This window comes from Streptococcus equinus, assembly GCF_049393805.1.
Classification (GTDB): Bacteria; Bacillota; Bacilli; order Lactobacillales; family Streptococcaceae; genus Streptococcus; species Streptococcus equinus.
This window is the reverse complement of the sequence record NZ_CP185763.1, coordinates 81,775-107,403: the sequence shown is the minus strand read 5'-3', so window position 1 is coordinate 107,403 and position 25,629 is coordinate 81,775. Positions and strand designations below refer to the sequence as shown.

The following is a 25,629-nucleotide window of genomic DNA, read 5'->3' as shown; positions in this document are numbered from 1 at the left end:
GCGGTTTTTTTATAGTTTTGAAAAGACAAAATCGTAAGATACATTGACAATTTCCATTTTAAAGACTATGATTGTGGTTGAGAATGTAGTAGGAGCGCAGTTTTATGAAAAAAATGGCCTTATATGTTAGAATTTTGTACCTCATATTTTTTCTTATGACGTTAGTTTTCTTTTTTCTTTCGCCAAGCTCAACTTTAAATCAATTTAAAGAAGGAACGTTTTATAGCTATCCTCATAAAGATTCTCTCTTTCTTTTTTCTTTTATCACAATCATTATTGGCGAAGTCAGTATACTCTGGTCAAAATGGTATCGAAAAAAGGCTAATTTGAGAGAGTTTCCCATTTTGCTTGAAACCGAGAAAAAATTTATTCAGAGTTATTCTGTAATGATTTTGATTTTTATCCTTGTGATATTCCAAAAATTTCTATAAAAAAAATAAAAAGCTTTGAAATTATTACAAAGCTTTTTTGATTTCACTTGAATCTTGTGAGTTCTGCTCAACATCTAGGTCGAAAAATTTGGTAAGTTTTATAACCATTTTCTTAACTTCGATGGCAATAACACTAGGATCTTCAGGTTCGTCTTTTACTAACCAATTACATAGTACACTGTAATAACCACCGATGATAAATGACATGGCATAATTTATTTTAGTAACATCTCCGTCGTAAGCAAACCAAGGAAGAGTGATACTATCGTAGATTTCCTTTGAGTATTTTTTCATTTGGTGAAATAAAAGCTCAGGTTTCTGATGTTTCATTATAATTGATAGAACCTCACGTTGTTTGTACCAAAAGTTAAAAGAGCCTTCTAACATTTTTTCGAAGCTCTCTGATTGTGCAAATTTTTTACGCTCGTCTAAATAATCGTTAATAATTTTTTCAAAATAATCATTTAAGAGATCATCTTTATTTTTAAAGTGCCTGTAAAATGTTCTTCTAGAAACTTCAGCGTATTCAAGGATATCTTTGATTGTGATGTTTTCGTATTTTTCATTTCTCATAAGACAGATAAAAGCGAGAAAAAGTCTGTTCTTTGTATCTTTTATTTGTTGTAATTTACCACATTTTTTACATACCATGCTATCAACTACTTTCATTTTATGTAACGAACAGAACTATTATAGCACTTCAAAGAGAAATAAGCACAAAAAGTTGGTAGAAAAATGTTTTCTGGGAATATAGTTATTTGAAATTATAGGTAGATATTCTTGAATAGGATATTGACTAAAATTTAATATTGGAGAAAATTGAAGACAAAAAAAGAACCCGAATGGGGCTCCTTTTACTGGCTGATGCTTGCTATGAGACTATCAGCAGTGGTTTCTGGTAAAATTCGTACGCGATCCAATGATAGAAGGCCATCTTCTTTGTTTGCAATTCCTTCGTTAGTAGTGACACCAATCTTGTAGTTGAGGTTACTAGCTAGTTGAAGTGTTGTATCTGAATAGCGTCCTGCAGGATAGGCGATTGCCATCGTGTCTTGTGATAAATTGTTATCAAGGTACGTTTTAGCATCTTCCATTTCAGATTTCTGAGTGTCATCATCGCTTGCTGACAAATCAGGGTGAGTAGAAGTATGACTTTGGAAAGACATTCCTTGTTCTTTCATTTCTAACATTTGATCAAGAGTTAAGTTTCCATTATCACCGACAGTACTTGTGATGACATTATTTGTGCCTTTTGCCTGATATTTTTTTAAAATTGGATAAGCGTTGGTGTAAAAATCCCATAAGCTGTCGTCGAAAGTTAACCAAATGATTTTTGAATTTCCATTCGGTAAAACATTTTCAGTCAAGACTTTGTAAGCTTCTTCTGGGGTTAAGAAATAGTAACCTTCTTCAGATAGACGCTGAATATGACTTTCAAATGTCGCCGGGTTAACGATAAGGTTAGCATTAGATTCTTCTTCAGGTGCCATTTCATGAATAGCGTGATACATTAAAATTGGAAGAGAAACATCTGAGTCTTGTTGAACCCAATTAACTTCTTCAGTCTTTTCAATGCTTTGATCTGCTTGAGAAGAGCTGCTAGAAGAAGTGGCGCTTGATTGTTTTGCTTTTTTCTGCACAACGTGTTCTGTTTTTTCATTTGATAAAATCAAGTGATTATTCCTTAAGACAAAGAAAAGGAAAACACTAGCGATAATACAAGCTAATAAAAGAATGATATTAATAATTGCCAAAGGCTTTTTTGAATTCTTTTCGTGCTTGTAACGTTTTTTCATAAAAATCTCTCCCAAAAATAAAATCTTTCTTCTATTGTACTGTTTTTTGAAAGTAAAATAAAGAATTTACCTTAAATTAGAAAAAGATTTTCATAGTTTGTTATATTTTCTGTAAATTCTGAATAATTTTGTGGTATAATGTAGAAAATGTTTTTATACTTAGGATTGTTGGTTTTCGGGACCGCTTTTCTATTCAAAATTACTTACTAAGGAGAATAAGATGTCAATAAAAATTGCTTTGCTCGGTTTTGGTACGGTTGCTAGTGGTGTTCCTTTTCTTTTGAAAGAAAATCAAACAAAAATTACAGAAGCAGCTCATGATACCATTGAAATCGCAAAAGTTCTCGTTAAAGACGATGATGAAAAGAATCGTTTGTTGGCTGCTGGGAACGACTATAATTTTGTTACAAATGTTGATGAGATTTTGAGTGATGAAACTATTGACATTGTTATCGAGTTAATGGGACGTATTGAACCAGCTCGTACATTCATTACAAAAGCGCTTGAAGCTGGGAAAAACGTTGTTTCTGCTAACAAAGATTTGATTGCGACTCACGGTAAAGAATTGATTGCTCTTGCAAAAGACAAGGGTGTTGCTTTCTATTATGAAGCAGCAGTTGCTGGCGGTATTCCAATTCTTCGTACTCTAGCTAACTCACTCACTTCTGATAAAGTCACTCGTATTTTGGGTGTTCTCAATGGTACTTCAAACTTCATGATGACTAAAATGGTTGATGAAGGTTGGACTTACGATGATGCTCTTAAGACAGCTCAAGAACTTGGCTACGCTGAAAGTGACCCAACAAATGACGTTGAAGGTATTGATGCAGCCTATAAAGCAGTTATCTTGAGTCAATTTGGTTTTGGTATGACAATTGATTTTGATGATGTTGCTCACAAAGGGATTACTACAATCACACCAGATGATGTTGCGGTTGCACAAAAACTTGGCTATGTCATTAAGCTTGTTGGTGATATTCGTGAAGTTGAGTCTGGTATCTCAGCTGAGGTTTCTCCAACATTCTTGCCTAAATCACACCCACTTGCTAGTGTAAACGATGTGATGAATGCCGTTTTTGTTGAGTCAATCGGTATTGGTGAATCAATGTACTACGGACCAGGTGCTGGTCAAAAACCAACCGCTACTTCAGTTACAGCGGATATTATCCGCATTTGTCGCCGTATCAAAGATGGAAATGTCGGCAAACCTTTCAATGAATTTGCTCGTGAGACAAAAATGGCAAATCCATCAGATGTGACAAGTCATTATTATTTTGCAATTAATACGCCAGACAAAAAAGGTCAATTGCTTCGCTTAGCTGAAATTTTTAACTCTGAAAACATTTCATTTGAACAAGTGCTTCAGCAAAAAGCAAATGGAACACGTGCACGTGTTGTCATTATCACTCACTCAATGAGTAAGACACAATTGGCAGCAGTTACTGAAAAACTTGAAGCTGAAAAAGATTTCAAAGTATTAAATACACTTAAAGTTTTGGGCGAATAAGAATTACTTAGTAAATGAAAGGAAAGCTCATGTAAAATGAGCATTGATAGAGATATGAAAATAACTGTACCAGCGACATCTGCTAACATTGGACCTGGGTTTGATTCAGTTGGTGTAGCAGTTTCTAAGTACCTTACAATTGAAGTGCTTGAACCTGCTGATAAATGGGAAGTTTTACATGACTTAGGGGATGTGCCTAGTGATAAAAAAAATCTTTTGGTTGCAACAGCATTGCAAGTAAAAGAAGACCTCATTCCTCATCGTATCAAGATGATTTCTGATATCCCGTTAGCGCGAGGATTAGGGTCTTCATCTTCAGTTATTGTAGTGGGGATTGAGTTAGCTAATCAATTAGCAGATTTGAATTTGTCTGATGATGAAAAGTTAACTTTAGCCACTAAAATTGAAGGGCATCCTGATAATGTTGCGCCAGCGATTTTTGGTAACCTTGTCGTTTCATCGTATGTCGAAGGAAAAGTCAGCAGCATTGTTGCACCATTTCCAGAAGCGTCATTTGTTGCTTTCATTCCAAATTATGAATTGAAAACCAGTGATAGTCGCAATGTGTTGCCTCATGAGCTATCGTATAAAGAAGCTGTAGCAGCGTCATCAATTGCCAATGTTGCTATTGCAGCTCTTTTGACAGGAGATTTGAAAAAAGCTGGAAAAGCGATTGAAGCTGACCTTTTCCATGAACGTTTCCGTCAAAAATTAGTAAAAGAATTTGCTCAGATTAAAGAAAAAGCGCATCAAGCTGGTGCTTATGCGACTTATCTTTCTGGTGCTGGTCCAACAGTGATGGTTTTGACGCCAAAAGAGCAAGAAAGCAAAGTTCTAGAGGCTGTTCAATCACTTGGCTTGGACGGTGAGGTAGTTGCTCTATATGTAGATACTAAAGGAGTTTTTGTTGAAAAAGACTAATTTAGGTTTTCTACTTGGTTTAGTAACATACATTTTGTGGGGCTTTTTGTCCCTTTATTGGAAAATACTTTCAGGTGTTAGTTCATATAACACCTTTTCTTATCGTATCATTTTCACAGTTATTACCATGTTGCTTTACATGCTGTTATCCAGAAATTACAAGCGGTATCAGAGTGAGATTGGTAGTTTGATAGCTGATAAGAAGAAGTCATTTATGATGATTTTGGCGAGCTTTTTGATTGCTATTAACTGGCTGACTTACATCTTTGCAGTGGCACATGGTCAAGCAACTCAGGCGAGTTTTGGTTATTATATTATGCCGCTTGTTTCCATTTTACTTGCTGTGATTTTCTTGCACGAAAGTTTAAGTTCTTGGATGCTTTTAGCAATTGCTATTGCAGGATTTGGAGTTGGAATGCTTGCTTTTGACACAGGTCAAGTGCCACTAGTTTCGATTGTTTTAGCCTTATCTTTTGGCTTATATGGCTTGGTTAAGAAAAATGTTCGACTCTCAAGTGATGTTGCTATGCTGGTTGAAAGTAGTCTGGTTTTGCCTTTTGTCATCATTTATTTGGTAGCTTTTAGTAAGGAAAGTATGCTTGATTATACTTTACTGGAAAATGTTTTGTTGGTAATTTCTGGTGTGGTGACGGCAATTCCTTTGCTTTTATTTGCAGAGGCCGTTAAGCGAGCACCTTTAAATATTATTGGGTTTATCCAATACATTAACCCGACGATTCAGTTGATTATTGCGGTTCTTATTTTTAAAGAAACAATAGCTGTAGGACAATTAAAAGGATTTATCTTTATCTGGATTGCCATTGCTGTCTTTATTTTAGGACAAGTTATTGTGATGCGTAAAAATAAGTAGTTTGGAGCTAACATGCACAAAAAAACTGTTGTTGATTTTAAGGAATTAGGGCAACGTTTGATTTTTGAAAATCCCTTGATTGAGCTTTCTGCTAAGTCAGCAAAGGATGTTAAAACCATTTTGCAAGAGGTAGAGAATTACCAAATGCAAGGATATTATGTCATTGGTTATGTGAGTTATGAAGCTGCCCAAGCCTTTGACGATAAGTTTTCAGTTAAGACTCGTCCGCTTTCAGGTGAGTATTTGGCTTATTTTACGGTTCATCAAGAAGTTAAAAAAGAGCCTTTCCCGTGTCAATCTCAAAAAAATATTCAATTGCCAAAATCATGGCAATCAAGAACGAGTAAAGGCGATTATGTGAAAGCTATTGCTAGGATTAAAGAAGAAATTAGGCAAGGAAATACCTACCAAGTTAACTACACTTTGCAGTTATCTAGTCTGCTTGAGGAAGATGCTTTTACTTTATATAATCACTTAGTCATTGCTCAAGAAGCAGCTTACAATTGCTATATCGAACATGATGATTTTGCTATTTTGTCTGTTAGTCCAGAGCTGTTTTTTAAGAAAAAAGGAAATCGTTTGATAACGCGTCCGATGAAGGGAACGATTACTCGCGGTTACAGCACTAAAGAAGATTTGGAAAATAAAATCTGGCTGGCAAATGATAGTAAAAATCGTGCTGAAAACATGATGATTGTTGATTTGTTACGTAATGATATGGGACGCATTTCAGAAATCGGTAGCGTTAAGGTAACAAAACTTTGTGAGGTTGAACAATACTCAACGGTTTGGCAAATGACCTCAACCATTGAAAGTCAGTTGCAATCAGATAAAAGTCTTTTAGATATTTTTTCTGCCCTTTTTCCCTGTGGGTCAATTACCGGAGCTCCAAAGATTGCGACAATGGCGATTATCAATCAGCTAGAAAAGCAACCTCGAGGCGTTTATTGTGGGACGATTGGGATTTGTCTGCCGAATGGAGATGCTATCTTTAATGTCGGTATCCGTACCATTCAAAAACTAGGTAATCAGGCTATTTATGGTGCTGGTGGCGGCATTACTTGGGGGAGTGCCTGCGATGATGAGTATAAAGAGGCTTGTGATAAGGCTGCGGTTTTATATCGCAATCAACCTGACTTTGACATACTCACAACCGCTAGGGTATCTCGTAAGCAAGTGGTGGATTTAGACGAACACATCAAGCGTTTAAAAGAGTCGGCAAGGTATTTTGCTTACCCGTTCTCAAAAGAAGATTTTTTAGCAAAACTGTCTAAGAAGCTTGAGGAGTTAGATGATGCTGACTATCGTTTGCGAATTTTAGTGAAGCAAACTGGTGCTATTCAGTTCCAGCTAGCAGAACTTAGAGACCTGCCAGAAAATTATCTGAAAGCTGAGCTGGTTCATCGCAGTGAGTCAATTGACGGTCCGTTTACTTATTTTAAGACGACCTATCGTCCGCATTTACAAAGTTTATCTGGTGAGTCTATCTTTATTTCTAATAAGGGTTATCTGCAGGAAACGACTATTGGTAATCTCATTTTAGAAATTGATGGGAAATGGTATACGCCCTCGGTTGATGTGGGTATTTTAGATGGCATTTGCAGGCAAAAATTAATTAAGGAAGGTCGCGTGTTTGAAGCATATTTGACAAAAGATGATTTAAAGAAAGCTAGTCACATTTATGCTTGTAATAGTGTTCGTGGCGTTTATGAAATCACTTTGAATAAATAGCAAAGCTTCTTTTAGAAATCGTTTCTATCGACTTTCCTTGTGCTATAATAGAAGTGTTATTGTAATTTTATAAGAGAAAGGTATATGCGCTAAAAGCTTATCATTGAAAGATTTCGAGGTAAATGTCTCAATCTTATTTTTAATGTCAGCAACTTTTGGTCATAGTAGGACATTCATTAATGAATTATCAAGAAGCTTTGGATTGGATTCATGGCAAGTTAAAATTTGGAATTAAACCTGGTTTAGAACGAATGGCATGGATGCTAGAAGAACTTGGAAATCCTCAAAAAAATTTAGCAGCTGTCCACGTTGTTGGGACAAACGGCAAAGGTTCTGTCACAAGTTATTTACAGCATATTTTTTCATCAGCTGGGTACGAAGTTGGAACGTTTACATCACCTTACATCGTTGATTTTCGTGAACGTATCAGTCTAAATGGTCAAATGATTTCAGAAACTGATTTTCTTGACTTGGTCGAACGTGTTCGTCCTGTTGTTGAGCGTTTGTCAGTCGAAACTGATTTAGAACCAGCAACAGAATTTGAAGTAATTACTGTGTTGATGTTTGAATATTTTGGTCACATGCATCCAGTTGATATTGCAATCATTGAAGCAGGAATGGGTGGACTTTATGATTCGACAAATGTTTTCAAAGCTTTAGCAGTGGTTTGCCCATCGATTGGATTAGATCACCAAAATGTTTTGGGACAGACTTATGCAGAAATCGCTGCGCAAAAAGTTGGCGTTCTAAAAGAGCAAGTGCCGTTTATTTTTGCGACTGAACGAGAAGATGTTCGTCACGTTTTTGTCAATAAAGCACATGATTGTGATAGCCGTCTGTTTGAGTTTTCAAAAGATTTTTATGCTCAAGAAAATGAAAACGGTTTTGATTATCAAGGCCTTGAAAATCTTAAAAATGTGAAACTTTCAATGCCTGGAAAACATCAAGTTAGTAATGCTAGCTTAACAATTACAGCCGCTTTGTTGTTGAAAAAGGATTATCCAAAAGTAACTAATGATATTATTAGAAAAGGCCTTGAGGAGACACATTGGGTTGGACGTACTGAACTCATGTTTCCAAATGTTATGATTGATGGTGCGCATAATAATGAGAGCGTCAAAGCTTTGGTTGATGTGATGCAAAAATACAAAGATAAAAATCTTCACATTTTGTTTGCAGCAATTGATACCAAACCTATTGATTCCATGTTGGAATTGCTCAGCCAACTAGCTGATGTTGATGTGACAACTTTTGTTTATCACAATTCACTACCACTTGAAAAATACCCAAGCAACTACCATAAAGTTGCTAATTGGAAAGAGTGGATTGATAAGATTAACCTAAATAGTCAAGAAGACTTTTATTTAATTACAGGTTCACTTTATTTTATTTCACAAGTACGTCCCGTACTTTTGTCAAGACAGGAAAATTAAGCTATAATAGAAAAAATATAAAAAGATTGGAAAAGATAATGGCAAATCAAGAAAAACTTGAAGCAGCAGTATATCAACTTTTAGAAGCACTGGGTGAAAACCCTGAACGTGAAGGATTGCTTGACACTCCTAAACGTGTTGCAAAGATGTATCAAGAGATGTTTTCAGGCTTAAACGAAGATCCAAAAGATCAATTTACAGCAGTTTTTTCTGAAAATCATGACGAGGTTGTGCTTGTGAAGGATATTCCTTTTTATTCAATGTGTGAGCACCACTTAGTTCCTTTTTACGGAAAAGCGCATGTTGCTTATTTGCCAAGTGATGGTCGCGTAACTGGTCTTAGCAAATTAGCGCGTGCTGTTGAAGTGGCAAGTAAACGTCCACAATTGCAAGAACGCTTAACTGATCAAGTAGCGACTGCCCTCGAAGAAGCACTTCATCCAAAAGGTGTTTTTGTGATGGTAGAAGCAGAGCACATGTGCATGACAATGCGCGGTATTAAAAAGCCAGGTAGTAAGACTGTAACAACAGTTGCTCGTGGTATTTTTAAAGAAAATCGTGAAGAACGAAAAGAAATTTTGTTACTTATTTTAGGGAAATAATAGCTAGTTAAGCACTGGTAAAAGGAGAGAATGATGAAAATTGGTAAGCATAGTGTTGCTGGAAAAGCATGCATCATGGGTGTCTTAAATGTCACTCCTGATTCATTTTCAGATGGTGGTTCTTATACATCTGTTGAAAAAGCGCTTAATCAAGCAGAAAAAATGATTGCACAAGGTGCTAAAATCATCGATGTTGGCGGAGAATCAACACGCCCAGGGTACACTTTTGTCGATGCTGAAGAAGAAATAAAACGTGTTGTTCCAGTCATCAAAGCTCTCAAAGAAAAATTTGATGTGCTAGTGAGTATTGATACTTATAAAACTCAAACAGCTCGTGCTGCCTTGGAGGCTGGCGCAGACATTTTAAATGATGTTTGGGCAGGTCTTTATGATGGCGAAATGCTAGCGCTTGCTGCCGAAAAGAATGTTCCGATTATTTTAATGCACAACCAGGAAGAAGAAAAATACGACAATATCACTAGAGAAGTCTGTGAATTCTTGAAAGAAAGAGCAAATGCAGCTTTAGCATCTGGCGTTGCTAAAGAAAATATCTGGATTGATCCAGGTTTTGGCTTTGCTAAAAATGAAGCACAAAATATTGAACTGTTGAAAGGTTTAGATGCCGTTTGTCAATTAGGATACCCAGTTCTTTTTGGTATTTCACGTAAACGCACAGTTGACTTTTTGCTCGGTGGTGGAACAAAAGCTACTGAGCGTGATATGGGTACAGCAGCGTTATCTGCATGGGCAATTACAAAAGGTTGTCAAATTGTTCGTGTGCATAACGTGGAAGCTAACCGAGATATTGTTAATGTCATTAGTCAACTCGCTTGAAAGGAGTAATAAAAGTTGTCTTTGCTATATGGCAAAGCTTCTTTGTTGTATAAAGATATATGGATAAAATTTATCTGCAAGGTTGCCGATTTTATGGTTATCACGGTGCCTTCAAAGAAGAACAGACATTAGGTCAAATTTTTGTCGTTGACTGCACCTTGTCTGTTGATTTACAAAAGGCTTCGCAAAGTGACTGTTTAGAAGATACTGTTCATTATGGTTTAGTTTTTGAAGCAATTAAAAGACAAGTCGAAGAACATAAATATATTTTAATTGAACGCTTAGGCGGTGCAATCTGCCAAGATATTTTTGAACAATTTCCTGCTGTTCAAGCCATTAAAATCAGAATTTCAAAAGAAAATCCGCCAATTAATGGACATTACGACTCAGTTGGCATTGAGTTAGAACGGGAGCGTCAATGACAAAAGTATTTTTAAGTCTTGGTAGTAATATTGGTGATAAAAAGGCATATTTAGAATCTGCTCTTAATAAGCTAAACCAATTGCCAAAAACTCAGGTAGTGTCTATTTCACCATTTTATGAAACAGCGGCCTGGGGTAAAACAGACCAAGATGATTTTTTAAATCTGTGCTGTGAGTTGGAAACTAGTTTACCTGCACAAGAGTTGCTAGTGAATTGTCAACAAATTGAGAAAGATTTAGACCGTGTTCGTCATGAACATTGGGGACCAAGAACAATTGATATTGATATTCTTTTGTATGGTGATGACCTTATTAATGAAGAAAATTTGAAAGTTCCGCACCCTTATATGACAGAACGTGCCTTTGTTTTGGTGCCTTTGCATGATATTGCACCGTCACTTGACATTTGTGGCAAATCTATTACGTCTTATTTAAAAAAATTAAATCTTGAAGAAGTGCGAAAACTTCAGTCTTAAATATCGTCAAAAGCTGATTTTTTTGTTATAATTAAGGTCGGCTTTATGCCGATTTTTTAGTAGTCGATACAATCATTTGATCATAAATGAGCTAATTAATTTTTTAGATGAATTAGTTGATTTTAATCAAAAGATAACTACGATTTTGATTAAATAGTTTTAGAGTTGGAAGAAAATGTTAGAATTTTTAAATGATGAACTAAAAGGAATTGATATTCGCGTTAATGAACCTTTAAAAAAATATACGTTTACAAAAGTGGGAGGTCCAGCAGACTATCTCGCTTTTCCACGTAATCGTTATGAATTGGTTCGTATCGTCGAATTCGCTAATAAAAATGACATTCCATGGATGGTACTTGGTAATGCAAGTAATATTATTGTTCGAGATGGTGGTATTCGTGGTTTTGTCATCATGTTTGATAAATTAAATACCGTTACTGTTAACGGTTATGTTATTGAAGCAGAAGCAGGTGCAAACTTAGCAGAAACAACACGTATTGCTAAATACCACAGTTTAACAGGCTTTGAATTTGCTTGTGGTATTCCAGGTAGTGTCGGTGGTGCTGTTTTCATGAATGCAGGAGCTTACGGTGGTGAAATTTCACATGTCTTAGTTTCTGCACAAGTGCTTACAAAAGAAGGAAAAGTTAAGACAATTGAAGCACGTGACATGAAGTTTGGTTACCGTCATTCTGCAGTTCAAGACAGTGGTGATATTGTTATTTCAGCAAAATTTGCCCTTAAACCAGGTGACTATGTTCTTATCGAGCAAGAAATGGCTCGTTTAACACATTTACGTGAATTGAAACAACCACTTGAATACCCATCATGTGGTTCAGTATTCAAACGACCTGTTGGTCACTTTGCTGGACAATTGATTACTGAGGCAAATCTAAAAGGACACCGTATCGGTGGTGTTGAAGTTAGTAAGAAACACGCTGGATTTATGGTGAATGTTGCTGATGGTACAGCACAAGATTATGAAGATTTGATTGCTTACGTTATTGATACCGTTGAGAAAAATTCAGGTGTTCGCTTAGAACGAGAAGTTCGAATTATCGGTGAGAAAAAAGATTAAAGAAGCTCCATGGAGGTTTTATGAGAATTGACTAATCCAATTATTGCATTTAAAAATGTATCAAAAGTATTTGAAGACAGCGGTACAGTTGTTTTAAAGGACATTAACTTTGAACTTGAAGAAGGAAAGTTTTACACCCTTCTTGGTGCATCAGGTTCAGGTAAATCGACCATTTTAAATATCATTGCTGGTCTTTTACAACCAACGACTGGTGATGTCTTCCTTGATGGTGAACGTATTAATGAAATTCCAATTAATAAACGTGATGTCCACACTGTTTTTCAAAATTACGCTCTATTTCCACATATGAATGTTTTTGAAAATGTCGCTTTTCCTCTAAAATTAAAAAAAGTCGACAAAAAAGAAATTGAGCGTCGTGTAGAAGAAGCACTTAAAATGGTGCGTTTGGCTGGCTTTGAGAAGCGTCCAATTCAAAAATTATCTGGTGGGCAGCGTCAGCGTGTGGCTATTGCGCGTGCTATTATCAATGAGCCACGAGTAGTCTTGCTTGATGAACCTTTGTCAGCGTTGGATTTAAAACTTCGTACAGAGATGCAATATGAGCTTCGTGAATTGCAACAACGCCTTGGGATTACCTTTGTTTTTGTCACTCACGACCAAGAAGAAGCACTCGCTATGTCTGACTGGATTTTTGTCATGAATGATGGTGAGATTGTCCAATCTGGTACACCTGTTGATATTTACGATGAACCAATCAATCATTTCGTTGCGACTTTCATTGGTGAGTCAAATATTTTGCCAGGAACAATGATTGAAGATTACTTGGTAGAGTTCAATGGCAAACGCTTTGAAGCAGTTGATGGTGGTATGCGACCAAATGAGGCGGTTGAAGTTGTCATTCGTCCAGAAGATTTGCAAATCACAATGCCAGAAGAAGGAAAACTTCGTGTTAAAGTTGATACACAACTTTTCCGTGGTGTTCACTATGAAATTATGGCTCATGATGAACTTGGTAATGAATGGATGATTCACTCAACACGCAAGGCGATTGAAGGAGAAGTCATTGGTCTTGATTTCACGCCAGAAGATATTCACATCATGCGTCTAAATGAGACAGAAGAAGAATTTGATGCTCGTTTGGAAGAGTATGTTGAAATGGAAGAGCATGAAGATGGTTTGATTCATGCAATCGAGGAGGAGCGAAATGAAGAAAAATAGTTTCTTCTCCATTCCATATATTTTATGGTTGTTGCTGTTTGTCATTGCGCCAGTTATTTTGATTTTGTGGCAATCATTTTTTGACATCCAAGGTCAGTTTACGCTAGATAACTACAAGACTTTTTTCAGTTCTTGGACTTATCTTAGAATGAGTTTTAACTCAATCTTGTATGCGGCTATTATCACTTTGGTAACTTTGGTCATTTCTTACCCGACTGCCTATTTTTTGACGCAGCTTAAGCATAAGCAACTCTGGTTAATGCTGGTGATTTTGCCAACTTGGATTAATCTTTTGTTAAAAGCTTACGCTTTTATGGGAATTTTTGGTCAACAAGGTGGTGTCAACGCATTCTTGTCATTTGTCGGTATTGGTCCAAAACAAATCTTGTTTACTGATTTTTCATTTATCTTTGTTGCATCATATATCGAAATTCCATTTATGATTTTGCCGATTTTTAATGCGCTTGATGATATTGATGAGAATTTGATTAATGCCAGTCATGACTTGGGCGGAAATAATTTTCAAACCTTTACAAAGGTTGTCTTTCCACTGTCATTAAACGGTGTCAGAAGTGGTGTTCAGTCTGTCTTTATTCCAAGTTTAAGTCTGTTCATGTTGACTCGTTTGATTGGTGGTAACCGAGTGATTACACTTGGTACTGCCATTGAGCAACATTTCCTAACAACTCAAAACTGGGGAATGGGTTCTACTATTGGAGTAATTTTAATCATGGCAATGCTTGTGATTATGTGGATGACTAAGGAGAGACGAAAATGAAAAAATTTGCAAATCTATATTTAGCCTTGGTCTTTGTTATCCTTTATATCCCAATTTTTTATTTGATTTTTTATTCATTTAATCAAGGTGGAGATATGAACGGCTTCACAGGTCTTACTTTAGAGCATTATTCAGAAATGTTTGCAGATAGCCGTTTGATGCTGATTTTGATTCAGACATTTTTCCTAGCATTTTTGAGTTCGATTTTAGCGACAGCAATCGGTACTTTTGGAGCAATTTACATTTACCAATCACGCCAAAAACGTCAGCAATCTATTTTATCTCTGAATAATATTTTGATGGTGGCGCCTGATGTTATGATTGGTGCAAGTTTCCTGATTCTGTTCACTCGTTTGGCTGATATTTTTCATTTTAATCTAGGATTTATGACTGTTTTGCTAAGTCACATTGCGTTTTCAATTCCGATTGTGGTGCTTATGGTGTTGCCACGACTTAAAGAAATGAATGACGATATGATTAATGCAGCCTATGACTTGGGAGCAACTCCATGGCAAATGCTGAAAGAAGTGATGCTGCCATATTTGACACCTGGAATTATTTCAGGATTCTTCATGGCATTTACTTATTCTTTGGATGATTTTGCGGTAACTTTCTTTGTCACAGGAAATGGTTTCTCAACACTTTCAGTTGAAATTTATTCACGTGCAAGACGTGGAATCTCTCTAGAAATTAATGCACTTTCAACGATTGTCTTTATCTTTAGTATTTTGCTCGTGATTGGCTATTACTTCATCTCGCAAGATAAGAAGGAGGCTCGCGATGCGTAGACTATATTCATTTGTTTTCGGAATAATTGCGGTAACTTTCGTCTTGTTTGGTGTTTCAGTCTATATGCAAAGGACGTCAAGTTCTTCTAGCCAGTCTGATAAATTGGTCATTTATAACTGGGGTGATTACATTGACCCTGATTTAATTACAAAATTTACCAAAGAAACTGGTATTGAGGTTCAGTACGAGACTTTTGATTCTAATGAATCTATGTACACTAAAATCAAGCAAGGTGGGACAACTTATGACATTACAGTTCCATCTGATTACATGATTGATAAGATGCGTAAAGAAAATCTTCTTATCAAGCTTGATAAATCAAAGATTGATGGCTTGGGTAACATTGGAAAAGAATTTCTTGGCTTAAGCTTTGATAAAAACAATGATTATTCTGTTCCATATTTCTGGGGAACGCTAGGTATTGTTTACAATGATACTATGGTTGCTAATGCACCTGAGCACTGGTCAGATCTTTGGAAGTCTGAGTACGCTAATGACATCATGCTTGTTGATGGTGCCCGTGAAGCGATGGGAATTGGACTTGGAACACTTGGTTATAGCCTAAATACAAAATCATTAACTGAACTTGATGCGGCATCTAAAAAATTAGATAGTCTAACACCAAATATCAAAGCGATTGTTGGCGACGAGATGAAAGGCTATATGATTAATGGTGATGCGGCGATTGGTGTCACTTTCTCAGGTGAAGCAAGTGAAATGCTTGATTCTAATGAACACTTACATTATGTAGTTCCGAGCGAAGGTTCAAATCTTTGGTTTGATAATCTTGTCATTCCAAAAACAGCAAAACACATTAAAGAAGCTTACGCTTTCATTAACTTTATGCTTAAGCCTGAAAATGCTGCGCAGAATGCTGAATACATCGGCTATGCAACACCAAATAATGAGGCTAAGAAGTTGTTACCTGACGACATTAAAAAAGACAAGGCATTTTATCCATCAACAGAAACTTTTAAACATCTAGAAGTTTATGACAATCTTGGTCAAAAATGGCTTGGCATTTATAACGATTTATACTTACAATTTAAAATGTATCGTAAATGATAAATTGAGTTTGGAAATTTCCAAGCTCTTTTTTAATGAACTCGAAATCATCACTAAGATTTGATAAAATAGTAATGAGAGATTTTTTGAAAATCTTTAATAACAGTTTGTACTTAATAAGATTTAGTAAGGAGCGTTAAATGGAAAGTTATCGTAGGGAATATGAATTTTCTTTGTCCTCGATTTTGAGTTTTGTCTGGCGAGGAATTGTAGTTGGGTGCACTGCAGGAATCGTGGTTAGCCTTTTTAGACTCTTGATTGCAAAAATCTTTGCTCAAGTTGTCAAATATTACCAACTATCACATGAAAACCCTTCTTTGTTAGGTTTGATTTTGCTAGTAAGTGTTATTGTAGTCATCTCAATTGGATTTTTGGTGAAATCTGATCCTGATATTAAAGGCTCTGGAATTCCTCACGTGGAAGGTGAGTTAAAAGGGTTACTTCACCCTGATTGGTGGTCTGTTCTTTGGAAAAAATTCCTTGGTGGTACTCTGGCAATTTCAATGGGATTTATGCTAGGTCGTGAAGGTCCTAGTATTCAATTGGGAGCAATGGCAGGAAAAGGTGTTGCAAAAACGTTGAAAGCGCAGCGTATGGAACAGCGTGTTTTGATTGCTAGTGGTGCAGCAGCAGGACTTTCAGCTGCCTTTAATGCTCCAATTGCAGGATTGCTCTTTGTTGTTGAAGAAATCTATCACCAGTTTTCTCGTTTGGTTTGGATATCAGCCTTGGTTGCAAGTTTAGTTGCTAACTTTATTTCTTTAAATATTTTTGGTTTGACACCAGTTCTTGACATGCCTGGTGAACTTGTTATCCTACCTTTGAAAGATTATTGGCTTTTGCTGATTTTGGGAGCATTTTTAGGTGCTATGGGCTATCTTTATGAAAAGGTAACGTTGAATGCAGGTGTTGTCTATGATTTCTTAGGAAAAGTATGCCATATTCCGAATTATTTTTATGGCATTTTTGCAGCAGTTTTGATTATCCCAGTTGGTTATTTTTTTCCACAACTTCTTGGTGGTGGTAATGGTTTAATCACGTCTTTGACGACTAGTCATTTGACTTTAGCAGTAGTTTTCTTGTATTTTATTATCAGATTTACTTGGAGTGCTTTAAGTTATGCTAGTGGCCTACCAGGAGGGATTTTCCTTCCAATTTTAACTTTGGGAGCACTTCTTGGTTTCGGCTTTGGTTTGGGTGTTAATCAGCTTGGCTTTATTAGCACAGCAGCCTTGATTAATTTTCTTGTACTTGGCATGGCTGGCTATTTTGGTGCCATTTCTAAAGCTCCGCTAACTGCTATGATTTTGGTAACTGAAATGGTTGGTGATTTCCGTCAACTTATGACAATTGCGGTAGTTACTTTGGTTGCTTATATTGTCATGGATTTATTAAAAGGTGAACCAATCTATGAAGCAATGCTTGCCAAGCTATCAATTTCTAAAGACCGAGAAGTCATTGAACCAACCCTTATCGAGTTAACCGTGTCTGATAAAATAGCAGGTAAACGTGTTCGTGATTTGACTCTTCCAAAAAATGTTTTAATCACAACCCAAATTCATCGTCAAAAATCAGAGGTTGTACGAGGAAATACTGTCCTCAATGCTGGTGACACCATTTTCTTGGTAGTCAATGAGCCAGAAATTGGAAAAATTCGTCAATTATTAATGTAAATTACTGAGCAAAAGTTTTGTATCCCCTTTCATTTTCTTAAAAGTTTTGATACAATGGATAGCGTAAGAGGATTGTTACTGGTTAAGCAGGCAAAACCTAATGTACAGTGTAAAGAAAATGTCAATTTGGCATTGCCTTTTGTGTACATTAGTTTTGCCTTTTCTTTCCGAATTTTTTTGAGGGAGTAGTAGATAATGAGGATTGATAAAGTCTATAATAACAATGTTGTTTTGGTTAAAGGTGACAACAACGAAGAAATCATCGTAATGGGGAGAGGTCTTGGTTTTCAAAAGAAACCAGGTGATGAGATTGATGCATCTTTAATTGAAAAAACATTTGTTATGCAAGACAGCAAAGCTACTAATGAATTGACACGTGTCTATGTTGATTTGTCTCCAGCAGAGACTGAGGTAGTTCTTGATATTATCAAGCATGGACAAAAGGTTCTTGATACAACTTTTGATACAGCCTTTTATATAGCGCTTGCTGACCACCTCCATTATACACTTCAACGAAATCGTGAGAATTTAACGATTCAAAATCCACTATCTTGGGAAATTCGAAAATTTTTCCCAAAAGAGTATCAATTGGGACGTGATGCTTTGAAGATTATCTTTGAAAAATTGGGTGTCATTCTTCCAGATGATGAAATCTCATCAATTGCACTTCATTTTATTAATGCTCAGAAGGATTCTGGCATGATAGAACAAAATTATCAAATTTCAAAAATTGTAACAGATATTTTGGGAATTGTACGCTTGTTCTATGGTAAAGTCGTTGATGAGGATTCGGTTAGTTACAATCGTTTCATTACTCATATTCAGTATTTTGCCCAACGTGTTGTTAATGGCGTTGTTCAAGGGAAAAATGATAGTTTTTTGTACGAACAAGTTAAATTAAACTATCCTGTGGCTTTTTCGTGTTCTGAAAAGATTAAAAACTATGTTGAAAGTAGCTACGATTTTCTAATGAGCAAAGATGAGCAGGTCTATATTACCATCCATATTCAACGTTTAGAAACTAGTAGTAATTAAGTCTAAATCTTCTCGAATTGAGTTCGAGAAGATTTTTTTAAAAAATTTTTTATGATGAAAATTTTTTGGAAAGCGCTGAAAAAACTTGAAGTAGCAGGAAATGAAGAAAGTTTTTGCTTTCATTTTTATGAAAACGGTTTAAAATGCTAGAAAAAGTTTCAAAAAAGCGCTTGCATTTTATGAAAGCGCATGCTATACTAAGAACTGTTAAAAGGATTGTTACTGATAAGCAGGCAAAACCTAAATAAATACGAGATAATTTCGGCGTTACCGATTGGGCGCAAGAAGTTGTTTGGTGTTTATTTAGGTTTTTTCTGTTACTTAGAAAGGAGCCAATTATGGCTAAATATACTGAATTAGCTCAAGACATTTTAGCACACGTTGGTGGTAAAGAAAATGTCAACAGCTTAAAACATTGTGTCACACGTCTTCGTTTTGATTTGAAAGATGAATCAAAAGCAGATGATGATTATCTCAAACAACGCGACGGTGTTGTAACGGTTGTTAAAGCAGGTGGCCAATACCAAGTTGTTATCGGAAATCACGTTCCAGATGTTTACGACGAAGTTCTTAAAGTTGGTGGCATTGCTGCTGGAGGAAGTCTTGATATCGATGAGGGTGACGGACCAAAAGGAAATCTCTTTGATAGATTTGTTGATTTGATTTCAGGTATTTTCCAACCATTCCTTGGACCACTTGCTGCTGCAGGTATTGTTAAAGGTGTAGTTGCTATTTTAGGTGCAACTCTTGGATGGACAGCAGATAACAATGCACTTTATGCTATTTTAAATGCTGCAGGTGATGGTTTCTTCCAATACTTACCAGTCTTAATCGCATTTACTTCAGCTCGTAAATTCAAGATGAACGAATGGACAGCAGCAGCGATTGCTACAGCACTTGTATATCCTGATATTGCAACAACTGTTGCGACTTTGACAAAAGCAGGCGTTAATAACGTTTTAGGTATTCCTTTTGAATTACCTTCATCAGGTTCATACCTTTCAACTGTAATGCCAGTTATCTTGGCAGTTTGGGTTGGTTCATTGATTGAAAAATGGATGAAGAAAATTACTCCAGATGTTGTTAAAGTTTTCGTTGTTCCATTTGTTACAATTATCGTAACTGTTCCATTGACTTTCTTGGTTGTGGGACCAGTTGCTAACTACGCATCTGATTTAATTTCAAATGCCTTTACATCAATTATGAACTTTAGTCCAATCGTTTATGGATTGTTACTTGGTGCTTTGTGGCAAGTTATGGTTATGTTTGGCCTTCACTGGGCACTTGTTCCACTTGCAATGCTTCAATTCTCACAAAACGGATGGACAGATATTCTTCTTGCTGCAGCTCTTCCAAACTTTACACAAACAGGTGTTCTTGCAGCAATTATGCTTAAAACAAAAGAACAAAAAGTTAAAACAATTGCAATGCCAGCATTCATTTCATCAATCTTTGGTGTTACTGAACCAGCAATTTATGGTATTACTCTACCAATGAAAACTCCATTCTACATTTCATGTGCAGTTTCAGGTTTGATTGGTGCAGGTCTATCACTCTTCCATATTAAAATGTACGCTTTTGGTGCAATGGGTATTTTCCAATTCCCAGCATGGGTTAGCCCAACTAAAGGGATGACTCCAATGTGGATTGGTCTTGCATTCACACTTGCTGCAATTCTTATCTCATTTGCCATTCAAATGGTTGCCCCAGTTCCTTACCTTTACGGTGGACCAAAAGATGAAACTCCAAAAACTGAAGAAAAACCAGCACAACCAGTTGCTGAACTTAAAGAATTAAAACAAGAAATCATTGCTAGCCCAATTTCTGGTAAAGTTGTAAAACTCGAAAATGTTCCTGATGAAGTATTTGCTTCTGGAGCTATGGGTAAAGGTATTGCTGTTGATCCAGCTGAAGGTTTAGTAGCAGCACCAGCATCTGGTGAAATCACTCTTGTCTTCCCAACTGGACATGCTATTGGTATGCGTACTGAAAATGGAGCAGAAATCTTGATTCACGTTGGTATGGATACTGTGTCACTTGAAGGTAATGGCTTCAATACACTTGTTAAAGTTGGTGATAAAGTTCAAGCAGGTCAAAAATTACTTGAGTTTGATTTGGATACTATTCGCAAAGCAAATCTTCCAGTCATCTCACCAATTATTGTGACAAATTCATCAGATTATGAAGATGTTTTGACAACTCAAGAAACACAAATTACTACAGGCGACTATCTCCTCACTACACTCGCCTAACAAAAAGGGAGCGCGAAAAGCGCTCTTTTTTTCTTGCAGTAAATATCTGAATTTAATTAAAAAAACTAAGCCGTTTTGGCTTAGTTTATTTAGTGTTTTTAGCTGGATTAATCAAGATTCGACTTTCTTTTCGTTTGCTGAATTGTTTGCGGTATTGACTTGGAGTCAATTCATAGTAGCGTTTGAACTGTCGATTAAAATTAGATAAATTATTAAAGCCAACGGCTGTTGCAATTTCAAGAACTGGATTTGAGGTATTAATTAGCATATCACATGCTTTACTAAGTCGAACTTGAATGATAAATTCAGTACATGAACTACCAGTGTGCTGCTTAAAAACAGCCATGAAATGGGTTTTACTATAACCCATAAACTTCGATAAATAATCAATTGAAAGATTCTTTTGGTAGTTATTGTTAATAAAATCAATCAATTCACGAATTTGCTCGTTTTTGCGGTAAGTATCGTCAGTATTTTTTTGCAAAACATAACGATAGTAAAAGAGTAGATAGAGAAATTCGTTGAGTTTCGATTTTAACATCAATTCAAAGTGACGTCCTTCATTTTTTGAAAGTTCAAAGATAGTGAAGAGGCATTCTTTGATTTCTTCGTAACCTTCCATATCAGGTTGAATGCGTGGAACAAATTTGTAAAGACTGGTTTGCAAAGGCTGCAAGTATCTTAAACTAACTTGGTCAACGATTGAATAGCCAATCATATCTAGGTGAAAGCGGAAAGTATCAGTCACATGTTTTTGATTTTCAAGTGGGTGAATAGAGTGCATACCATTAGGTCTGATGAGGATAATATCACCAGCTTGACTATTAAAATAATCATAGTCAATGTGAAAACGCGCTGAACCTTCATAGATATAATTGATTTCAACCTCTGGATGCCAGTGAAAAAGCACGTCAGGACGGCCATTTTCAACGACTGTGCTGTAGTAGCCGTAAGGCAATAGATGTTTACTTTCATCTATTTTGATTTCATGAGCAGAATTAATCTTATTCATATAACAATCCTTCTAATCATATCATAGTATTATAATACCTTTTTATTATATCAAAAGTTTTTGAAAAATGGAAGCGCATTCTAGAAAGGGTTTTCATGGCTTTTCTAAAAAATATCAATATTAAAGTATTATTGCTTGGAAAAGCGCTAACGGTATTTTCATGAAAGGTTGCCCTTCTTTTTAGCTATTTTGATTCAAAAGTAGTAGAATGAAAGGGTAAACATAATGTTAATAAAAGTCGTTCAAGGAGGAATTATCATGGAAGAATTGAAAAAAGTTCTCTTAGCTGGTATTGGTTTGACGTCTATGACTTTGGAAAAAGCTGACGCTTTTGTTAAAGAGTTAGTCGAAAAAGGACGCCTCACTGTTGACGAAGGAAAGGAATTACAGTCTGAACTCAAGAGACGAAGTGAAGACGAAGCAAAAGAATTCTTAACTGACCTTGATAGAAAAACAAAGCCAATTCAATACGCTACCAAGGAAGATGTTTCTCGTCTTGAAGACAAGATTGATGCATTGTTGAAAAAATCAAATATCCTAAATTAGAAAAGGTGGAGTATGTCAGGTAGACGCTTACGAGAAATCATTGGTGCTTTTAGTTCAGTTGGATTAACGTCTATAATCGAAAAAGGAAAAGCAACAGAAGATAAGTCAACGCCAAGAAAATTACGTCTTGCTTTTGAAAAACTAGGACCAAGTTTTGTAAAAATTGGTCAAATTTTATCAACACGAAGTGATTTGTTTCCTGAAGCTTATGTCAAAGAGTTGAGTAAATTGCAAAGTAATGTGCTTCCATTGCCAACTGAACTGGTGATGGAGGCCATTTCTGATGAGCTTTCTGGTCCAGTTTCAGCATACTTTACTGAAATTACACCAGAACCTTTGGCAAGTGGCTCAGTTGCTCAGACACATCGCGCTCGTTTGTTAAATGGTCGAGATGTCATTATCAAGATTCAACGACCTCATTTACCTGAAATTATTGAACAAGATTTAACTTTGTTAATTCGACTATCAAGACGTGTTCCAAAAGCACTTCTTCCAATGGTCAATCTACCTGAAGTTTTGCAACAGATTAAGGAAAGTCTGACACGTGAGATTGATTTTCGTAACGAAGCACAAGCTATGATTACTTTTGCGGATCTCAATCAAAACGTTAAATGTGTTGCTATTCCAGAAGTTTATGATGAATTTACGACTCCTCGAATGATTGTCGAAGACTACGTTTCAGGTATTCCAATTAATCATTATGATGAGTTGGTTAAAGCTGGTTATGACCTTGAAGATGTTGGTAAAAAGCTGATGCTAAGCTTTATCAAGCAAGTCTTTAAAGACGGATTTTTCCATGGTGATCCGCATCCAGGAAATCTTTTTATTTCTGAAGGTAAGATATATTTTATTGATTTTGGTATCATGGGAAAACTTGAAAATGGCATGCGCGTGGCTTTAAATGACATTCTCTATAGTTTTACGGCTCAAGATGTTGAAGGAATGATGCAAGGAATTCTTGCAGTCACAAGTTTCGACACATCGATGAACAAAACAGCGCTAGCCCAAGATGTTGAACGCATGCTTGCTAAGTATTCTAGCCTTGATATCGGTGCTTTATCTATTACAGATTTGATTGAAGACTTGCTTAATGTTTTTGTCAAAAATGGTCTGAAGGCTTCGCCACAGATTACGATTTTGGAAAAAGCTGCGCTTCAAATCGAAGGAATTTTCCGAGAGTTAGCACCAGAAGTTGATTTAATGACGCTTGCTAAGAATTATTTCTTGGAAAATATGGGACCAGATATGCTCAAACAAGCATTGAATAAAGAAACTTTGCTTATTGAGCTATTCTATCAACTCAAAAATGGCAAAAATATCCCTCGCAGGCTCAATCAACTTTTAGAGCAGGTGCTAAACGGACGAATCTTAGTTAATCATGACCTGTACGACTACACAAATCGCATTAAGTTCTTTAATAGAGTAGCTAATCGATTTGTCGTGAGCATTCTCTTTTTTGCTGTTTTAATGGCAGCAGTAATTTTGAGCTTTAACCCACAAATGACTCCAGTATCGATAGGGCTATTTGCTATGTCTGGTTTACTTTTTGTATGGGATTTACTTCTCATTTTGAAAAAATAGTACTGAAACAAGATAGATAGAATTTCCTAATGACTTAGGAAATTTTTTCTATTTTTATTTTTGTAACCGCTTGCTATAATGACATTGTAAAAAACAAGGAGGATATGTAATGGCTAAGTTACCAGATAATTTTTTGTGGGGTGGTGCAGTTGCTGCTCACCAACTTGAAGGTGGTTGGAAAGAAGGAGGAAAAGGACTCAGTGTTGCTGACGTGATGACAGCAGGACGTCATGGTGTTCCTCGTGAAATCACTGATGGTGTTGTTGAAGGAAAATATTATCCAAACCATGAAGCAATTGATTTCTATCACCACTACAAAGAAGACATTGCTTTGTTTGCTGAAATGGGCTTCAAATGCTTCCGTACTTCAATTGCATGGACACGAATTTTCCCAAATGGGGATGAATTAGAACCAAATGAAGCAGGTTTGCAATTCTACGATGACTTATTTGATGAATGTTTGAAACATGGTATTGAACCAGTTGTCACTTTGTCTCACTTTGAATTGCCATATCACTTAGTTAAAGAATACGGTGGTTTCACAAATCGTAAATTGGTTGACTTCTTTGTTCGCTTTGCTGAAACATGTTTCCGTCGCTACAAAGATAAAGTTAAATATTGGATGACATTCAATGAAATCAATAACCAAGCTAACTATCAAGAAGATTTTGCACCGTTCACAAACTCTGGCATCGTCTACAAAGAAGGTGATGACCGCGAAGCGATTATGTACCAAGCAGCTCACTATGAATTGGTAGCGTCAGCGCGTGCGGTTAAGATTGGTCGTGAAATCAACCCTGATTTCCAAATTGGTTGTATGATTGCTATGTGTCCAATTTATCCAGCAACATGTAATCCAAAAGACATTTTGATGGCACAAAAAGCCATGGAAAAACGTTATTATTTTGCTGATGTACATGTTCATGGTTTCTATCCAAATCACATTCTTAAGTATTGGGAACGTAAAGGCATTAATGTCGACGTGACGGAAGAAGATTTGGCAGATTTGAAAGAAGGAACTGTTGATTACATCGGGTTCTCTTACTACATGTCATTTGCAATTGATGCCCACCGTGAAAATAATCCTCACTTTGACTACCTTGAAACAGAAGATTTGATTAAAAATAAATACGTCAAAGCTTCTGAATGGGGTTGGCAAATTGACCCAGAAGGACTTCGTTATAGCTTGAACTGGTTTACTGATATGTACCACTTGCCACTTTTCATCGTAGAAAATGGTTTTGGTGCTATTGACCAAGTTGAAGAAGACGGCATGGTTCACGATGATTATCGTATTGATTACCTTGGCGCTCACATTAAAGAAATGATTAAAGCTGTTGACGAAGATGGTGTTGATTTGATGGGATACACACCATGGGGTTGTATCGACCTTGTCTCAGCAAGTACGGGTGAAATGCGTAAACGTTATGGTTTCATTTACGTTGATAAAGATGATGAAGGTAACGGCACATACAAACGTACACCAAAATTGTCATTTGACTGGTACAAAAAAGTCATCGCTTCTAATGGTGAAGAAGTCTAAAACTATTAATTTATTTATGAAACCTTTGTGAGGGTGTAATCTCTTACCTCACGAAGGTTTTTAGATGGTTGTAA

The 25,629-nt window shown here is 36.2% G+C and carries 24 protein-coding genes; 21 read left to right on the top strand and 3 right to left on the bottom strand.

Annotated features, from left to right (window positions below):
- The first annotated feature begins 104 nt into the window (after positions 1-104).
- Positions 105-431: a hypothetical protein gene (locus ACN0NP_RS00500; protein ID WP_027968657.1), complete on the top strand. Its 327-nt coding sequence runs from the start codon at positions 105-107 to the stop codon at positions 429-431.
- 24 nt (positions 432-455) lie between these two features.
- On the opposite strand, the gene ACN0NP_RS00495 is transcribed toward ACN0NP_RS00500, so the two are convergent.
- Together ACN0NP_RS00495 and ACN0NP_RS00490 are read right to left on the bottom strand one after the other, a co-directional pair.
- On the bottom strand, positions 456-1,100 hold the full coding sequence (locus tag ACN0NP_RS00495; protein WP_423217327.1) for a TetR/AcrR family transcriptional regulator: 645 nt from the start codon (positions 1,098-1,100) through the stop codon (positions 456-458).
- A 185-nt stretch (positions 1,101-1,285) separates the two neighbouring features.
- Positions 1,286-2,227 (bottom strand): polysaccharide deacetylase family protein, encoded by a 942-nt coding sequence (locus ACN0NP_RS00490; protein WP_423217326.1) that lies wholly within the window; start codon positions 2,225-2,227, stop codon positions 1,286-1,288.
- A 220-nt stretch (positions 2,228-2,447) separates the two neighbouring features.
- Between ACN0NP_RS00490 and ACN0NP_RS00485 the strand changes: the two genes are divergently transcribed.
- From ACN0NP_RS00485 to ACN0NP_RS00405, 17 genes are all read left to right on the top strand, one after another.
- Entirely contained in the window at positions 2,448-3,734 is a 1,287-nt protein-coding gene (locus tag ACN0NP_RS00485) for a homoserine dehydrogenase (protein ID WP_021142420.1), read from the top strand.
- Between the two features lie 54 nt (positions 3,735-3,788).
- A complete protein-coding gene (thrB, locus tag ACN0NP_RS00480; protein ID WP_423217664.1) occupies positions 3,789-4,655 on the top strand; it encodes a homoserine kinase in 867 nt (288 codons plus the stop codon).
- Positions 4,642-5,526 (top strand): EamA family transporter RarD, encoded by an 885-nt coding sequence (rarD, locus tag ACN0NP_RS00475; protein ID WP_423217325.1) that lies wholly within the window; start codon positions 4,642-4,644, stop codon positions 5,524-5,526. The genes thrB and rarD overlap by 14 nt, the downstream gene beginning before the upstream one ends.
- A 12-nt stretch (positions 5,527-5,538) precedes the next feature.
- A complete protein-coding gene (pabB, locus tag ACN0NP_RS00470) occupies positions 5,539-7,257 on the top strand; it encodes an aminodeoxychorismate synthase component I (RefSeq protein WP_423217324.1) in 1,719 nt (572 codons plus the stop codon).
- A 179-nt stretch (positions 7,258-7,436) separates the two neighbouring features.
- Positions 7,437-8,690: a bifunctional folylpolyglutamate synthase/dihydrofolate synthase gene (locus ACN0NP_RS00465; protein WP_423217323.1), complete on the top strand. Its 1,254-nt coding sequence runs from the start codon at positions 7,437-7,439 to the stop codon at positions 8,688-8,690.
- Between the two features lie 38 nt (positions 8,691-8,728).
- Positions 8,729-9,292 (top strand): GTP cyclohydrolase I FolE, encoded by a 564-nt coding sequence (gene folE, locus ACN0NP_RS00460; RefSeq protein ID WP_423217322.1) that lies wholly within the window; start codon positions 8,729-8,731, stop codon positions 9,290-9,292.
- A gap of 33 nt (positions 9,293-9,325) precedes the next feature.
- Positions 9,326-10,126, top strand: coding sequence for a dihydropteroate synthase (gene folP / locus ACN0NP_RS00455; protein WP_423217663.1), 801 nt, complete (start codon positions 9,326-9,328; stop codon positions 10,124-10,126).
- Between the two features lie 59 nt (positions 10,127-10,185).
- Positions 10,186-10,548 (top strand): dihydroneopterin aldolase, encoded by a 363-nt coding sequence (gene folB, locus ACN0NP_RS00450; protein WP_039698160.1) that lies wholly within the window; start codon positions 10,186-10,188, stop codon positions 10,546-10,548.
- Positions 10,545-11,024, top strand: a complete 480-nt coding sequence (gene folK, locus ACN0NP_RS00445; RefSeq protein ID WP_423217321.1) for a 2-amino-4-hydroxy-6-hydroxymethyldihydropteridine diphosphokinase — start codon at positions 10,545-10,547, stop codon at positions 11,022-11,024. The genes folB and folK overlap by 4 nt, the downstream gene beginning before the upstream one ends.
- Positions 11,025-11,199: 175 nt before the next feature.
- Entirely contained in the window at positions 11,200-12,102 is a 903-nt protein-coding gene (murB, locus tag ACN0NP_RS00440; protein ID WP_004232010.1) for a UDP-N-acetylmuramate dehydrogenase, read from the top strand.
- 27 nt (positions 12,103-12,129) lie between these two features.
- On the top strand, positions 12,130-13,281 hold the full coding sequence (locus ACN0NP_RS00435) for an ABC transporter ATP-binding protein (protein ID WP_021142408.1): 1,152 nt from the start codon (positions 12,130-12,132) through the stop codon (positions 13,279-13,281).
- Entirely contained in the window at positions 13,268-14,059 is a 792-nt protein-coding gene (locus ACN0NP_RS00430) for an ABC transporter permease (RefSeq protein ID WP_021142407.1), read from the top strand. Before ACN0NP_RS00435 ends, ACN0NP_RS00430 begins: the two co-directional genes overlap by 14 nt.
- Positions 14,056-14,847 (top strand): ABC transporter permease, encoded by a 792-nt coding sequence (locus ACN0NP_RS00425; RefSeq protein WP_027968667.1) that lies wholly within the window; start codon positions 14,056-14,058, stop codon positions 14,845-14,847. Before ACN0NP_RS00430 ends, ACN0NP_RS00425 begins: the two co-directional genes overlap by 4 nt.
- A complete protein-coding gene (locus ACN0NP_RS00420; protein WP_423217320.1) occupies positions 14,840-15,913 on the top strand; it encodes an ABC transporter substrate-binding protein in 1,074 nt (357 codons plus the stop codon). The genes ACN0NP_RS00425 and ACN0NP_RS00420 overlap by 8 nt, the downstream gene beginning before the upstream one ends.
- Before the next feature lie 140 nt (positions 15,914-16,053).
- Positions 16,054-17,586, top strand: a complete 1,533-nt coding sequence (locus ACN0NP_RS00415; RefSeq protein ID WP_423217319.1) for a ClC family H(+)/Cl(-) exchange transporter — start codon at positions 16,054-16,056, stop codon at positions 17,584-17,586.
- Positions 17,587-17,781: 195 nt separating this feature from the next.
- Positions 17,782-18,621: a BglG family transcription antiterminator LicT gene (licT, locus tag ACN0NP_RS00410; RefSeq protein ID WP_423217318.1), complete on the top strand. Its 840-nt coding sequence runs from the start codon at positions 17,782-17,784 to the stop codon at positions 18,619-18,621.
- Positions 18,622-18,959: 338 nt separating this feature from the next.
- Positions 18,960-20,873: a beta-glucoside-specific PTS transporter subunit IIABC gene (locus ACN0NP_RS00405; protein ID WP_423217317.1), complete on the top strand. Its 1,914-nt coding sequence runs from the start codon at positions 18,960-18,962 to the stop codon at positions 20,871-20,873.
- An 85-nt stretch (positions 20,874-20,958) separates the two neighbouring features.
- Here ACN0NP_RS00405 and ACN0NP_RS00400 read toward each other — a convergent pair whose 3' ends face one another.
- Positions 20,959-21,885: an AraC family transcriptional regulator gene (locus ACN0NP_RS00400; protein ID WP_423217316.1), complete on the bottom strand. Its 927-nt coding sequence runs from the start codon at positions 21,883-21,885 to the stop codon at positions 20,959-20,961.
- A 258-nt stretch (positions 21,886-22,143) separates the two neighbouring features.
- On the opposite strand from ACN0NP_RS00400, the gene ACN0NP_RS00395 reads away from it, so the two are divergent.
- From ACN0NP_RS00395 to ACN0NP_RS00385, 3 genes are all read left to right on the top strand, one after another.
- Positions 22,144-22,431, top strand: coding sequence for a phasin family protein (locus ACN0NP_RS00395; RefSeq protein WP_024344011.1), 288 nt, complete (start codon positions 22,144-22,146; stop codon positions 22,429-22,431).
- A 12-nt stretch (positions 22,432-22,443) separates the two neighbouring features.
- Positions 22,444-24,012, top strand: coding sequence for an ABC1 kinase family protein (locus ACN0NP_RS00390; protein ID WP_423217315.1), 1,569 nt, complete (start codon positions 22,444-22,446; stop codon positions 24,010-24,012).
- Positions 24,013-24,121: 109 nt separating this feature from the next.
- Positions 24,122-25,555, top strand: coding sequence for a 6-phospho-beta-glucosidase (locus tag ACN0NP_RS00385; RefSeq protein ID WP_021142395.1), 1,434 nt, complete (start codon positions 24,122-24,124; stop codon positions 25,553-25,555).
- The last annotated feature ends 74 nt before the right edge of the window (positions 25,556-25,629 follow it).

Excerpts from the sequence above, each read along its gene's own strand:
- ACN0NP_RS00500 (WP_027968657.1), top strand. The coding sequence starts at position 105 with ATGAAAAAAATGGCCTTATATGTTAGAATTTTGTACCTCATATTTTTT.
- ACN0NP_RS00495 (WP_423217327.1), bottom strand. The coding sequence starts at position 1,100 with ATGAAAGTAGTTGATAGCATGGTATGTAAAAAATGTGGTAAATTACAA.
- ACN0NP_RS00490 (WP_423217326.1), bottom strand. The coding sequence starts at position 2,227 with ATGAAAAAACGTTACAAGCACGAAAAGAATTCAAAAAAGCCTTTGGCA.
- ACN0NP_RS00485 (WP_021142420.1), top strand. The coding sequence starts at position 2,448 with ATGTCAATAAAAATTGCTTTGCTCGGTTTTGGTACGGTTGCTAGTGGT.
- thrB (WP_423217664.1), top strand. The coding sequence starts at position 3,789 with ATGAAAATAACTGTACCAGCGACATCTGCTAACATTGGACCTGGGTTT.
- pabB (WP_423217324.1), top strand. The coding sequence starts at position 5,539 with ATGCACAAAAAAACTGTTGTTGATTTTAAGGAATTAGGGCAACGTTTG.
- ACN0NP_RS00465 (WP_423217323.1), top strand. The coding sequence starts at position 7,437 with ATGAATTATCAAGAAGCTTTGGATTGGATTCATGGCAAGTTAAAATTT.
- folE (WP_423217322.1), top strand. The coding sequence starts at position 8,729 with ATGGCAAATCAAGAAAAACTTGAAGCAGCAGTATATCAACTTTTAGAA.
- folP (WP_423217663.1), top strand. The coding sequence starts at position 9,326 with ATGAAAATTGGTAAGCATAGTGTTGCTGGAAAAGCATGCATCATGGGT.
- folB (WP_039698160.1), top strand. The coding sequence starts at position 10,186 with ATGGATAAAATTTATCTGCAAGGTTGCCGATTTTATGGTTATCACGGT.
- folK (WP_423217321.1), top strand. The coding sequence starts at position 10,545 with ATGACAAAAGTATTTTTAAGTCTTGGTAGTAATATTGGTGATAAAAAG.
- murB (WP_004232010.1), top strand. The coding sequence starts at position 11,200 with ATGTTAGAATTTTTAAATGATGAACTAAAAGGAATTGATATTCGCGTT.
- ACN0NP_RS00430 (WP_021142407.1), top strand. The coding sequence starts at position 13,268 with ATGAAGAAAAATAGTTTCTTCTCCATTCCATATATTTTATGGTTGTTG.
- ACN0NP_RS00425 (WP_027968667.1), top strand. The coding sequence starts at position 14,056 with ATGAAAAAATTTGCAAATCTATATTTAGCCTTGGTCTTTGTTATCCTT.
- ACN0NP_RS00420 (WP_423217320.1), top strand. The coding sequence starts at position 14,840 with ATGCGTAGACTATATTCATTTGTTTTCGGAATAATTGCGGTAACTTTC.
- ACN0NP_RS00415 (WP_423217319.1), top strand. The coding sequence starts at position 16,054 with ATGGAAAGTTATCGTAGGGAATATGAATTTTCTTTGTCCTCGATTTTG.
- licT (WP_423217318.1), top strand. The coding sequence starts at position 17,782 with ATGAGGATTGATAAAGTCTATAATAACAATGTTGTTTTGGTTAAAGGT.
- ACN0NP_RS00405 (WP_423217317.1), top strand. The coding sequence starts at position 18,960 with ATGGCTAAATATACTGAATTAGCTCAAGACATTTTAGCACACGTTGGT.
- ACN0NP_RS00400 (WP_423217316.1), bottom strand. The coding sequence starts at position 21,885 with ATGAATAAGATTAATTCTGCTCATGAAATCAAAATAGATGAAAGTAAA.
- ACN0NP_RS00395 (WP_024344011.1), top strand. The coding sequence starts at position 22,144 with ATGGAAGAATTGAAAAAAGTTCTCTTAGCTGGTATTGGTTTGACGTCT.
- ACN0NP_RS00390 (WP_423217315.1), top strand. The coding sequence starts at position 22,444 with ATGTCAGGTAGACGCTTACGAGAAATCATTGGTGCTTTTAGTTCAGTT.
- ACN0NP_RS00385 (WP_021142395.1), top strand. The coding sequence starts at position 24,122 with ATGGCTAAGTTACCAGATAATTTTTTGTGGGGTGGTGCAGTTGCTGCT.